Annotated in this window: 9 protein-coding genes; all 9 read right to left on the reverse strand. The window is 72.0% G+C overall.

Annotation, left to right across the window (positions count from 1 at the left end):
• Positions 1-57: 57 nt before the first annotated feature.
• Positions 58-1,320, reverse strand: coding sequence for an ATP-binding protein (locus ACF062_RS36530; RefSeq protein WP_392144146.1), 1,263 nt, complete (start codon positions 1,318-1,320; stop codon positions 58-60).
• A gap of 198 nt (positions 1,321-1,518) precedes the next feature.
• Positions 1,519-3,669, reverse strand: a complete 2,151-nt coding sequence (locus tag ACF062_RS36535; protein ID WP_392144314.1) for an ABC transporter ATP-binding protein — start codon at positions 3,667-3,669, stop codon at positions 1,519-1,521.
• 47 nt (positions 3,670-3,716) lie between these two features.
• Entirely contained in the window at positions 3,717-3,941 is a 225-nt protein-coding gene (locus tag ACF062_RS36540; RefSeq protein WP_223778400.1) for an MbtH family protein, read from the reverse strand.
• A gap of 97 nt (positions 3,942-4,038) precedes the next feature.
• A complete protein-coding gene (locus ACF062_RS36545) occupies positions 4,039-4,839 on the reverse strand; it encodes an alpha/beta fold hydrolase (protein ID WP_392144148.1) in 801 nt (266 codons plus the stop codon).
• Between the two features lie 12 nt (positions 4,840-4,851).
• Positions 4,852-6,156 (reverse strand): (3,5-dihydroxyphenyl)acetyl-CoA 1,2-dioxygenase DpgC, encoded by a 1,305-nt coding sequence (gene dpgC, locus ACF062_RS36550; protein ID WP_392144150.1) that lies wholly within the window; start codon positions 6,154-6,156, stop codon positions 4,852-4,854.
• A 425-nt stretch (positions 6,157-6,581) separates the two neighbouring features.
• Entirely contained in the window at positions 6,582-7,256 is a 675-nt protein-coding gene (dpgB, locus tag ACF062_RS36555; protein WP_392144152.1) for an enoyl-CoA-hydratase DpgB, read from the reverse strand.
• A gap of 14 nt (positions 7,257-7,270) precedes the next feature.
• Positions 7,271-8,410 (reverse strand): 3,5-dihydroxyphenylacetyl-CoA synthase DpgA, encoded by a 1,140-nt coding sequence (gene dpgA, locus ACF062_RS36560; RefSeq protein ID WP_392144154.1) that lies wholly within the window; start codon positions 8,408-8,410, stop codon positions 7,271-7,273.
• A gap of 64 nt (positions 8,411-8,474) precedes the next feature.
• A complete protein-coding gene (locus tag ACF062_RS36565) occupies positions 8,475-10,904 on the reverse strand; it encodes an aminotransferase class I/II-fold pyridoxal phosphate-dependent enzyme (protein ID WP_392144156.1) in 2,430 nt (809 codons plus the stop codon).
• Between the two features lie 155 nt (positions 10,905-11,059).
• A complete protein-coding gene (locus tag ACF062_RS36570; RefSeq protein WP_392144158.1) occupies positions 11,060-12,208 on the reverse strand; it encodes a prephenate dehydrogenase in 1,149 nt (382 codons plus the stop codon).
• Between the last annotated feature and the right edge of the window lie 153 nt (positions 12,209-12,361).

A 12,361-nucleotide genomic window follows, 5' to 3' on the forward strand; every position in this document is an offset into this window, starting at 1 on the left:
ACGGTGACCGCGGAAGGCGCTATCACGCGGTGGAGCCGGAATCATCCGGCAGAGGAATTACCGGGAGGTCGAGTCGCCCGCGGCCGTCACGGAGGCGGTGCGGGGCAGGCGGTGTCCGCCGTCGTGATGCCGGGCCGGCGGGCTCTCCGCCGTCCGCAACGGGAAGGCGACCTCGACGACGAGACCGCCCTCCGGCCTGGCGTGCGCGTTCAAGGTGGCGTCGTGCGAGGCGGCGATGGAACGCACGATCGACAGGCCGAGGCCGTGGTGCCCGTCGGCCGCGGTGCGGTCGAGCCGCTGGAACGGCTCGAACAAGCGGCCCACCCGCTCCGGTGGGATCCGCCTGCCCGAGTTGGTCACCCGTACGACGGCGTGCTCGCCCGCGACGACGCGCGTCACGACCTTCACCCACCCATCCGGCACGTTGTAACCGATGGCGTTGTCCAGGAGGTTGACCACCAGGCGTTCGACCAGCGCGCTGTCGCCGCAGGTGCCCGCGGGTTCGGTCACCGCCTCCACCCGCAGCCCGCGCCGCCGCGCCTGCTCGCGGCAGCCGAGCACCGCCTTGCCCGCAAGCTCGGCCAGCTCCAGCGGCTCGCGGCGGTCCAGGCCGCGTTCGCTGCTGGACAGGGTCAGCAGCGACTCCAGCAGCCGTGCCTGCTGCTCGCTCAGCGCCAGCAGCCGCTCGAAGTTGGACCGGAACGACTCGATGGTCGCGTCGCGGTCTATCAACGACTCCTCAAGGAGCGCGTGTTCGACGGTCAGCGGCGTACGCAGTTCGTGCGCGGCGTTGGCCACGAAACGTTTGTGGGAGTCCAACGCCCCCTCCAGGCGCCCGAGCAGCCCGTCGACCGTGTCCGCCAGGTCCTTCAGTTCGTCGGCCGGGCCCTCGGCGTCCAAGCGTTCGTGCACGTTGTGCGCGGAGATCCGCTGGATGGTGGAGGTCATGGTGCGCAGCGGCCGCAACACCCGGCCCGCGACGAACCAGCCGAGGCCGATCGCGATCACCGACATGATCGCCAGGGCGACGCCGGACTCGAACAGCAGGCGGTTCATCTCCAGTGTGTGCTGGCGCTGCGCCTGCTGTCGCTGCGCCTCGGCGAAGCGGTCCAGGATGGGCGACGCGCCGTCACCCGTGTATATGCGGGCGTTGGCGTCTCCGGAGGGGCCCGACCTGCCACGGCTGAAGACGAGCATGCCGTTCGAACGGTTCACCAGGACATAGGTGATGGTCAGCAGGACGGCGCCCGACACGACGAACAGCCCCCCGTACAGGAGGGTGAGCCGGACGCGGACCCGGCGGGGCGTCAGACGGGTCACGATCCGGCTCCAACGCCGGGGGGCCGCCCGGCGGGCGGCGTCCTCGGCCGTCGTGCCTTCCTTGCGCAGCACCCTCACCGCTCACCCCCACGGAGGCACCCGGACGTCTGTCAGGCTACTCCCGCGGCGCGGACCCCGGGCCGCTCCCGCGCAACCCGCCGCGAAGGGGCCGGCCCGGGTCCCGCCACGGGAGAGTGCTCACCCGTGGCCCGGGGGCACACCGCCGGGTCCTTGTCCGGGGCCGTGCGGTCCGGGGCCGGGGCCGCCGGGTGTGATGAAGACTCCGGGACCACCGGGCCCGCCAGGGCCGCCCGGACCTCCTGGGCCGCCTTGGAAGGAGCCGCCAGGACCGGCGGTGAACATGGTGCCGGGCGGGCCGCCCGGCGGGCCGCCGACCGGTTCGGGCACCGGCGCGGCGCCGTTCTCGGACTCGGCCCCGGCGGGCGCGGCGCCGTTCTGTGACGGCTGGCGGGAGAACTGGGTGCGGTACAACTCCGCGTAGAGCCCGTCCAGTTCCATGAGTTCCTCGTGGGTGCCGCGCTCCTGGATCCGGCCCTGGTCGACGACGAGGATCTGGTCGGCGTCGCGGATGGTGGACAGGCGGTGGGCGATCACCAGCGAGGTGCGCCCCTTCAGCGCGGTCTTCAGGGCCCGTTGCAGCGCCGCCTCGGACTCCGAGTCGAGGTGCGCGGTCGCCTCGTCGAGGACGACGATGGGCGGGGCCTTGAGCAGCAGCCGCGCCATGGCCACGCGCTGTTTCTCGCCGCCGGAGAACCGGTAGCCGCGGTCGCCCACGACGGTGTCGAAGCCGTCGGGCAGCGCCTCGATCAGCTGCCAGATCTGGGCCGCCTTGCACGCTTCGACCAGTTCCGGCTCGGTGGCGTCGGGGCGCGCGTAGGTGAGGTTGTCGCGGATGGTGGCGTGGAAGAGGTGCGCGTCCTGCGTGACCATGCCGACGGCGTCGTTCAGGGACCGCAGCGTCACGTCGCGGATGTCGTGGCCGCCGATCCTGATGGCGCCCTCCACCGGGTCGTACAGCCGCGGCACCAGGTGGGTGATCGTCGTCTTGCCCGCGCCGGACGGGCCGACCAGCGCGGTCAGCTTGCCCGCGGGCGCGGTGAAGCTGACGCCGCTCAAGGTCCAGGCGTTCTGCGCGCGTTCCTGCGTGGGCAGGGCGATGGACTCCAGGGAGGCGAGCGAGACGTCGGCGGCCCGCGGATAGCGGAAGGACACGCCGTCGAACTCGATGTCCGGCGCCGTCCCGCCGCCCTCGCTCGTGGCGGGCAGGGGCACGGCGTCCGGCTTCTCGGAGATCAACGGCTTGAGGTCGAGGATCTCGAAGAGCCGGTCGAAGCTGACGAAGGCGGTCAGTACGCTCGTCTGCGCGCCGGCGAGCTGGTTGATGGGGCCCATCAGCCGGGTGAGCAGGGTGGCCAGCGCCACCAGGGTGCCGATCTGGAAGGTGCCCTCGATGACGAGGCTGCCGCCGAGGCCGTAGACGAGCGCGGTGGCCAGCGAACCGACCAGCATCATCGTCAGGAAGAGCATCTTGCCGTAGACGGAGGTCAGGATGCCGAGGTCCCGGCCCTTGGCCGCCAGCCCGGAGAACATGCCGGTCTCGCCCGACGGACGGCCGTACAGCTTGGCCAGCAGGGCGCCGGTCACGTTGAACCGCTCGCTCATGAAGGAGCCGACCTCGGCGTTGACCTGCATGTGCTCCCGCATGATCCGCTGGAGCCGCCCGCCGACCAGCTTCCCGGGCAGGATGAACAGCGGGATGATCACCAGGGAGATCAGGGTGACCACCCAGGACAGATAGAACATCGTGATCAGTACGAGGATCAGCGTCAGGCCCGCGGACGCCACCGTGGACAGCAGTGTGGTGACCGCGTGCTGGGCGCCGACCACGTCGGTGTTGAGCCTGCTGACGAGCGACCCGGTCTGCGCGCGGGTGAAGAACGCCAGCGGTTGCCGCTGCACATGGTCGAAGATCTTGGTGCGGAGGTCGTAGATGAGCCCTTCGCTGATCCGGCCCGAGTACCAGGCCTCCGCGAACCCCAGCACGGTGCTCAGGAGCGCGATGCCGGCGACCGCCACGGAGATCCACACGACCACCGAGGTGTCGCCTTCGACGATGCCGTTGTCGATGAGGTACATGAAGAGAAGGGGCGTGGCCACCACGTTTCCCGCGTTGAGCGCGGTGATGACCAGGAAGAGAACGATGCTGAGCCGATACGGTTTCGTGTAGGGGATCACGCGTTTCGCCGTGCCGGGCTTGATCCGCTGTTTGGTCACCGGCTGGTCCGGTCCCATACCGCTCATCAGTACCGGCCCCGGGCCGCCGATCATGGCCACGAAAACCTCCCGTTTCCGTTGTCGTTTCGGTCCGGGCGCGCTCAGCCGGCGGCTTCGTACTTGTCCATCTCCTCGATGAGGCTCTTGGGCCGCATGTCGGTCCAGTTCTCCTCTATGTAATCGAGGCAGGCCTGGCGCGTGTCCTCGCCGAAGACGGTCTGCCAACCGGCCGGCACTTCGGCGAAGGAGGGCCAGAGCGAATGCTGGTTCTCGTCGTTGACGAGAACCAGGAAGGTGCCGTTTTCGTCGTCGAACGGGTTCGGCATGACCACTCCGATCAATTCAATTTCCGTCGGCAGGACGTGTTTTACGCTAGCCGGGCGCAATGAGGGCCTACAAGGCCGTCCAGGACGGCCGCCCGGTTCAGGTCGTGAAGAAGTCGATGATCGCGGAATTAACGGCGGCGGGCCTCTCCAGATATCCGTAGTGGCCGCAGCCGGGGATCTCTGCATAGACGCTGCCGGGAATGCTCCGCGCGACCTCCCGTGACAGGTGCGGGCGGACGACCAGGTCGTCCTGGAATCCGATGACCAGGCACGGGCGCCTGATGCGCCGGTACGCGTGGCGGCGGTCCGGGATCAGCTGGAGTCCGAGCAGGCCGCGGGCGGATGACGGGTCGGCGGCCGACAGCTCGAAGACGGCCAGCCAGTCCCGTAGCCGCTCCTCGTCGTTGAGGGTGTGCGGCGAGAGGTTCTGCAGGGCCTGCACGTACGCCGCGTAGCGGGGCGGGAGCGTGCCGCCGCTGTCGCCGAGGTCCCGGTCGGCGGCCGTCATGGCGGCGGTCAGGGTGTCCGAGCGCCCGCTGGTCGCCATCAGGACGGCCTGGCGTACGAGACCTGGGCGGGTCAGGAGCAGTTCCTGCACGGCGATGGCGCCCAGCGAGTAGCCCACGACCCGGCACGGTCCCGCGTCGAGGTACTCGATGAGACCCGCTATGTCCGCCGCCATGTCGTCGAGGGTGAACCCCTCCGGGCAGGGATCGCTCGGCGGGATCCCCCGGTTGTCGAGTGTGATGACCCGGTGGCCCGCCGCGGTGAGGGCGGGCACCTGGTGGGTGCGCCACATCCGGCCGGGCGCGCCGGTGCCGGTGACCATGACGATCGGCTCTCCGGTGCCGTACTCGTCGTAGCCGAGTCCGACCCCGTTGGCCCGGGCGATCGGCATCGTGCTCTCCCCTCATCCGCGGGCGGCCGCGGCGCCGTTCCCCGCCGCGTCCGGCCGGTCGGCGCCGAATCGGCCGACCTTGTCGATGACGTCCTTGCCGTAGATCCGCAGGGCCTGCTGGAGCGCGAACTCCGCCACGTACGCACGGAACGCGTCCGGTGGTTCCTCGGCGAGGTTCAGCATGCGGCGGTTGGCCAGGACCGCGGCGCCGTCGAGCCGGGCCAGGCTCCGTTCGACGGCGGCGTCCATCTCCTCGGGCTCGACCACCTCGTCGACGAGCAGCCGGGCGTCGGGCTCGGCGGCCCTGATCCTGCGACCGCCGAGGATGATCTGGCGGGAGACGCGGGGGCCCGCGTAGCGGCTGAGCCGGAAGTTCGCGACGCCGGGAACGATGCCTTCCTTGGCGGCGGGCAGACTGAGGTAGGCGTCGGACGCGGCGAGCACGTGGTCGCAGACGAGCAGGAGTTGGGCGCCGCCGCCGATGGCGAAGCCGTCCACGGCGGCGACCCACGGCTTCTCCAGGCGGGGCGAGTGCCACTGGCCGGGGTGGTCGGCGGGTACGCCGCGCACGATCTTGTGGAGATAGCCGAGTTCGCGGCGGAGCAGGAAGCCGACCAGCGGGATGTCGCCGGAGCTGAGGCTCTTGAGGTTGATGCCCGCGCTGAACACGCGCCGGCCGCGGTAGCGCGGGTGGCTCATCTCGCCGCCGCGCAGCAGCCCGACGCGTACGGCGGGGTCGAGCAGGGCGAGGTCGACGGCGGTCTCCATGTCGTCGACCTGGCGGGTGTCCTCGGCGTTCAGACGGTCGCCCCGGCACATGGTCAGCCGCGCCACGCCGTCGTCGGTCCGTTCGAGGCGTACGGACTCCATCTCCACGACGCCGGTGCGCGTGAACTCCGGGAGGAGCGCGAGGGCCCGGGGAGTCGGCCGAAGCATGGCGTCGAGCAGATGTGGGCCTGCGGCCGGTGAGCGGAGCACGGCCCGCAGGAAGACGCCCTGGTCGATCTCATGCCCCTCCTTGGCGGCCTGCGGCCTGCGCCGCTCCGCCGCGAGCCGGTCCTCGTCGGGCACCAGGCCGGGCAGTTCGGTGGCGGCGGCGTCGAGGAGTTCACCGATCCGCAGGGGCACGGTGCGGCCCGCGGTCAGCAGGTCGTACACGGCGTCGGCGTACGTGTCGAGGAAGGCGGCCCGCAGCGCGCGGGCCGCGTCCTTGGCGGCGTCCGTCTCGGCCCGTTGGCCGGACGTACGCTCGGGCGGCGCCGGCAGGCTCGCCATAAGCCTCTCGGCGTGGGCGACGACTCCAGAGGAGGCGGCCATGGCCGACCAGATGTCCCGGACGTCACGGTGAGCGGCGGGGTTCGGGGGCTCGGCTTCGGCGGAGCGTCCGGGCTGTTCGGGGTGGCTGGAGTGGCCGGGCTCTCTCGGGTGGCTGGAGTGGCCGGGCTGTCCGGGGTGGCCACCCTGTTCGGGCCGTCCACGCTGTTCGGGCCGTCCTGACTGCTCAGGCCGTTCGGACTGCCCAGGCCATCCAGACTGTCCGGACTGCTCAAGACGTCCAGGCTGTTCGGGCCGTCCAGGCTGTGCGAGCTGCCCATCCTGTTCGGGGTGACCGAGCTGTCCGGGCTGCTCAGGCCATCCAGACTGTCCAGGCTGTTCGGGCTGCTCAGGCCGTCCGAACTGCCCCGGCTGTCGAGGCCATCCAGGCCGTCCAGGCCCTTCAGAGGGCCCGGGCAAGATCGTCGTCACGAGGCCGCCGCCTCCTTCTCCGCGCCTTGGCGCAGGGCCCGGTCGCAGGCCGCGAGGTGGGCGCCGAGGGCGTCCTCGAAGCTGGTCGTCGCGGCGTCGAACAGCAGCTGGCGGCGGATCGCGAGCTCCTTGCCGGAGAGGCCGGCCGCCAGTTCGGCCGCGCCGCTCATCGCCGCTGCCGGGTCGTCGGTCAGTTCGTCGACGATGCCGAGCGCCAACGCCTCGGCGGCCTCGATGGCGCGGCCGAACAGGACGGCCTTGCGGACCCGCGCGGCTCCAGCGAGGTGCACGAGGCGGTAGGCCGCCATGCCGGGCCACGTGGCCGTGGCGTCGCGCGGCACGACCAGGCGCGTGTTCGGGGCCGCCACCCGCAGGTCGGCGGCGAGGAACGCGTCGAGCGCGGTGCCGCCGCAGTCGCCGCGCGCCACCGCCACGGTGACGGTGGGCAGCCGCTCCAGGCGGCGCAGCGCGCGCTCCCACTTGGTGACGAGCATGACGTCGAGGCCGCCGGTCCAATCACCGGCCGGCGCCCCGGTGACGCGGACGACCACGGTGCCGTGACCGGAGCCGCAGGTGTCCTCCGCGCGGTCGCAGAGGTCGGCGACGGCCTTGACGGCCCTGGCGGAGAGGGGCGTGGAACCGTCCAACTCCAGAGCGCGCGGCGACTTCATGGTCCCGTCCGTCCTCACCATCGGATCAGCGCCGTTTCTATCGTGGAGCCCGGCCCCATGGTCATGAGCACCCCGTACTCGCCGGGCCGGGCGACGCCCTCTTCGCGGAGACGTTCGTAGGAGAAGAGGAAGGAGCCGCTGGACACATTGCCGTGGTCGCGCAGCACACCGACGGTGTGACGTACGTCGTGGCGGGTCAGCCCGAGGTTGACGACGACGGCGTCGATGACCTTCTTGCCTCCGGAGTGCACGAGCCAGTGCCGGACGTCGCTCCTGCGCAGACCGGTGCCTTCCAGCAGCCGGTCGACGACGATCTCGGCGTGCGCGCCGACGACGTAGGGGATCCGGGGATCGAGGAAGAAGCTGAACCTGCCCTGATCGCGGTCCCAGTCGTAGCGCATCGCGTCGACGGCGTCCGGGATGATGCAGCTCGCGAACTTCAGCAGCACAGGCCCGCCTTGGGGCTCCGGTCCACGCGCCGGACTCTGCTCGGCACGGAGCGCGACGGCTGCCGCGCCGTCACCGAAGAGGCTGTTGACGACGGCCGTGCGCATCGTCGAGTCCATCGCGTACGCAGCCGAGCACGCCTCCACGCAGAGCACCACGGCCAGCTCACCGGGGTGTGCCGCCGCCCAGCCCGCCTCCACGCCCAGCGCGTTGATTCCCGCGTTGCACCCCATGCCCACGATGTCGGCCCGGCCGCAGTGCCGGTCGATGCCCAACTCCCTGATCAGCAGGGCGCTGAGGCCGGGCGTGAGGAAACCGGTGGACGTGACACAGCACAGGTGGCGCAGGTCGGCGAGTTCGGCCCCGGCGTCCTTCAGGCAGGCGCGCAGGGCCTCGCCGCCCATCCCCAGGGCCAACGCCTTGTGCTTGTCGAGCAGGTCGCCCTGGGACTCGGGGGCGCGGACGCCATGGGCGTCCTCGGCCGGCAGCGTGAGGTTGCGCCGCTCGATCGCGCTGTTGAGGAAGACGGACCGCACCTTGGGATCCGTGATCCCGAAGGCGTCGAGCACCTCGCGTTGGGAGTAGGAGGTGGCGCTCACGGCCGTGCCGACGCCCACCAGCCTCGGGGCCGCCAGGAATCCGCTCTCCCGGCGCCCCGGGGCCCGGGTCTCGTCCGGAACCCCGGGCAGTGCTGTGTCGACGGTCATCGGAAGGTCCACCCCCACATGCGTGGTTTGCTGCGAAGCGGTTCTCGCATGGCGCTGGTGCCGGTCATCGTGCCGCTCCTCCTGAGCTCGTGTGCGGTGCCGCGCTCTGCGCCTCGATGAAGCGCACGAGCCGCGCGGTGCCCTCCGCGATCTGGGCGGGCGTCAGATAGCTGGTGGAGAGGCGGATCCCGTGCAGGCCGCCTCCGCCGGGATGGAAGTACGTCATGGGCGTCCAGATGACGCCGAAGTCCTGCGCCGAGCGGATCAGCGCGGCGTTGTCGGCACGGAACGGCACGCGCAGGGTGAGGAAGAAACCGCCGGTGGGTTCGTTCCAGCGCACGCCGAGAGCCTCGCGCCGCTCCGGCGGCAGCCGGTGGTCCAGTTCCCGGAGTGTGGCCCGCATGGCGTCGCCGTAGTAGGCGGCGGCCGCGGTGTTCATCTCCGAGACCCGCCCCTCCGCCGCGAGCAGCGCGCCCGCCACGGCGGCCTGGCTGAGCGAGGAGGTGTTGACCGTGACCATGCTCTTGATCTTGGCGAGTTCGTCCGCGAGCAGCCCGACGCGGGCCGCGCCGTCCGCGCCGTCCGTGCGGTCCGTGTCGTCCGTGTCGTCCGTGTCGTCGACCACTGGCTGGTCGGCGATGACGAAGCCCACCCGGGCACCGGGGAACACCGTCTTGGAGAACGAGCCCAGGTGTACGACGGTGTGCGTGCGGTCCAGGGACTTCAGGGTCGGCAGCGGTCGGCCGGGGCTCACCAGACGGTAGGGGCTGTCCTCCAGGACGAGGATGCCGTGGCGGGCGGCGAGTTCGAGGAGTTCGGCGCGGGCCCGCGCGCCCATCGTGGTCCCGGACGGGTTGGAGTGGTCCGGTACGACGTAGAAGGCGCGGGGCCGCCGGCCGCGCGCCCGCTCGGTCCGGATGGCCGCTTCCAGATCGGCGCAGGAGACGCCGTCCTCGCGTTCCTCCACGGCGGTGACCGCGACGTCCAGGAGCCGGGCCGCGCCGGTGATCCCCACGTAGCAGGGGCTGGAGACGAGAAGGACGTCGTCGGGCCCGGTCATGAGGGCGCGCAGCACGAGGAGCATCGCCTCCTGCGCGCCGACGGTCACCACGATGGACTCGGCCGGTACGTCGATGTTCTCGTCGGCGCGCAGCGAGTCGGCGATGATCTCGCGGATCTGGCCGGCGGTGGGGCCGTACTGGTACATGGCCGTGCGCACCTGCTGCGGTGAACTTCCCTGTTCCTCCAGGTGGTTCAGGTACCGGCGCAGGTGGGTGAAGATCTGCTCGCTGTCGAAGAACCCGTCGTACGGCCGGCCCGGCGCGAAGGAGATCGCTTCCGGATAGCGGGTGGTGATCTCGTTGAGGAACGTCATCGTGTCCAGCACCGGGTCGGACACGGCGGCGTGCAGCTCGGTCTTGCGCAGCGGCCGCCCGGCCGCCCGGGTGGGCGGCGCGTCCGCCGGGTGAGGGCCGGTGCGGATCATGTCGGGGCCGAGGTCCGTGACCGTGGCGGCCCCGGTGAACGCCATCGCGTCGCCGAGCTCCCGGAGGAGGCCGTCCAGTGCTTCCGTCACGCCCGCGCGCCCGCCCGCCCGCAGGCCGTCGAGGACCGGGCGGCCCGCGAAGACGGCGTCGGCGCCCGAGGCGAGGGCGGCGACGATGTCGGCGCCGCGGCGGACGCCTCCGCTCAGCAGGACGGGGCAGCGGCCCGCGACGGACGCGGCGATCTCCGGGAGCGCGTCGAGGTCGGTGACCACGATGCCGTCGGCGCCGGTGTCGAGGGCGCGCCGCGCGTCGGCGGGGCCGCGTACGCCCGCGACCAGCAGCGGCAGGGCGGTGGCGGCGCGCAGCCATGCCACGTCGGACCACTCGGCGCGGGCCCTCAGCAGCGTACGCACGTCGTCGAAGGGGCCCCGGACGCCGAGGTCGGCGGGGGCGGCGACGCGCCGGGCACGGACGTCGTCGCGGTCCCCGAGCGTGAGGAGCAGCGCCCCGAACCCGGCGTCCTCGGCCCGCCCCGTGAGGTGCCGTGCCGTCTCCCGGTCCTGGAAGGCGTAGGTCCGCAGCCATGGCGGTGCGTCGGCGGCCGCGGAGGCGAGTTCGGCGAAGCTCCGCTCGGCGAAGGCGCTCACCACGGCGGGCAGCCCCGCCGCCGCGGCGGCCCGGACGACGGCGAGTTCGCCGCCGGGGCGCGCCGGGGCGTCCAGCGGGCCGACGACCAGCGGCGCCGGCCAGCTTCGGTCCAGGATCTTCACGGTGGTCTCGGGCGGCCCGGCGCTCGTCCGCCGCGCCTCTGCGCCCGTCCGCTCCCGTCGCCCTGAGCCCTGTCCGCCAAATCGCCCCTGCCGTAGGCCGATCCGGTCGAAGGCGTCGCGGTTCGCGGCACGGGCGCGCTCGTCGGGGGAATTGTGCGGGACGAAATCTGAGCCCAGGCTCGTTTGTCGCGCTTGGTGCGCGGAGCGCGCAGGATCATCGGCGATCTGTTCCGCCATGGATTTCCCCCAGGCGTCCGGCAGTAGTTATCAGTTATCGGTAATTCGGCGACCGGCGCTCAGAGTCACACAAATGGCGACGGTCCAACAACGCCGTCCAACCGCCCGGTTCGCGCACTTGGACATGTTGGGACGCAAGCGGACACGTCGTCACCTCACACGCCGGGAACGCCCGGCACCGCCTGCCCCTCCCCCATCTGCGGCAGCCTCTCGTCGTCTTCCCGTACGACGGTCCAGCCGCCGGCGTCGAGCGCGTCCGCGACCTTCTCCGCGGTCCGGGCGGGGAGGCCGAACCGCACGGTGAACCCGGCCCCCGCGGCGGCCGTCTCGACGGCGGCGTCCTCCGTTGCGACACCGAGGTCCGCGACGGCGGCGAGGAGCCGCGCCAGCTCTCCGGGGCGCTCCGCGACGGCGACCCGCACCCCTTGGCCGCCCTCCTGCGGGCCGGCCCCGGCGGCCGGGATCTCGGCGAGCCCCGAGATGCCCCGGTCGAGCAGGTCCACCAGGGTCCGCATGCCGAGGTCCCGGTCCGCGCCCCCCGCCCGGGTCAGCGCGTCCACCGCCGGTACGAGGCGGGACAGGTCGGCGTGCAGGTCCTTGAGGACGCCCGCGACGGCCGGGGCGTTGGCTTGCAGGATGTCGCCCCACAGCCGCGAGTCGCCGGCGGCGATCCGGGTGGCGTCACGCAGCCCCTGCCCCGCGACGCGGGCAAGGCCTGCGGGGCCCTCCGTCAGCCGGGCCGCCATCAGGCTGGCCATCAGATGCGGGACGTGGGAGGTGACGGCCACGGCCGCGTCGTGGTCCTGACTGCGCATCACGACGGGGACGGCGGCGCACAGGGCGACCAGTTCGAGGGCCCGCTCGAAGACTTCGTCCGAGGTCAGCCGGGACGGCGTGAGGACCCAGTTGCGGTCCCGGAAGAGCTCGGCCCTGGCGGCCAGCGGCCCCGACCGCTCGCGCCCCGCCAAGGGGTGGCCGCCGACGTAGCGGGCCGGATCCGGGGCGCGGCGCAGCGCGGCCTGTTCGGGCCCCGCCTTCACACTCGCCACATCGGTGTAGGCCCGGGCGAGACCGCGCTCCTGGGCTTCGGTGAGGACGGCGCCGACGTGGCTGGGCGGGACGGCGATCACGGCCAGGTCGACGGTTTCCCCGGGGTCCCTGGCGAGGCCGGCGCCGAGGGCGGCGGCCGTCCGCGCGGCGGCGGGGTCGCGGTCGGACAGGAACACCCTCACGCCGCGCCCGCTCACGGCGAGTGCGATCGAGGTGCCGATGAGACCGGTGCCGATGACGGTCATGGTGCGCATCACTGAACATCACCCGTTCGAAAGACCTTCGCCCATTAACCGAAAGGCCGCCCACTTTATTCTGGACGGTTCCGGACGGCAAAGTCGGCCGTCCATATCGTTCATAGCCAAAGGTGGGCCGGGATCGTAGAGTCCCAGAAACTGATTCTCTCC

Origin of the sequence: Streptomyces sp. NPDC015345, from assembly GCF_043078805.1 — a bacterium.
Classification (GTDB): Bacteria; Actinomycetota; Actinomycetes; order Streptomycetales; family Streptomycetaceae; genus Streptomyces.

Coding starts and splice junctions, on each gene's coding strand:
- ACF062_RS36540 (WP_223778400.1), bottom strand. CDS start 3,941: ATGCCGAACCCGTTCGACGACGAAAACGGCACCTTCCTGGTTCTCGTC.
- ACF062_RS36545 (WP_392144148.1), bottom strand. CDS start 4,839: ATGCCGATCGCCCGGGCCAACGGGGTCGGACTCGGCTACGACGAGTAC.
- dpgC (WP_392144150.1), bottom strand. CDS start 6,156: ATGGCCGCCTCCTCTGGAGTCGTCGCCCACGCCGAGAGGCTTATGGCG.
- dpgA (WP_392144154.1), bottom strand. CDS start 8,410: ATGACCGTCGACACAGCACTGCCCGGGGTTCCGGACGAGACCCGGGCC.
- ACF062_RS36570 (WP_392144158.1), bottom strand. CDS start 12,208: ATGCGCACCATGACCGTCATCGGCACCGGTCTCATCGGCACCTCGATC.
- dpgB (WP_392144152.1), bottom strand. CDS start 7,256: ATGAAGTCGCCGCGCGCTCTGGAGTTGGACGGTTCCACGCCCCTCTCC.
- ACF062_RS36565 (WP_392144156.1), bottom strand. CDS start 10,904: ATGGCGGAACAGATCGCCGATGATCCTGCGCGCTCCGCGCACCAAGCG.
- ACF062_RS36535 (WP_392144314.1), bottom strand. CDS start 3,669: ATGATCGGCGGCCCGGGGCCGGTACTGATGAGCGGTATGGGACCGGAC.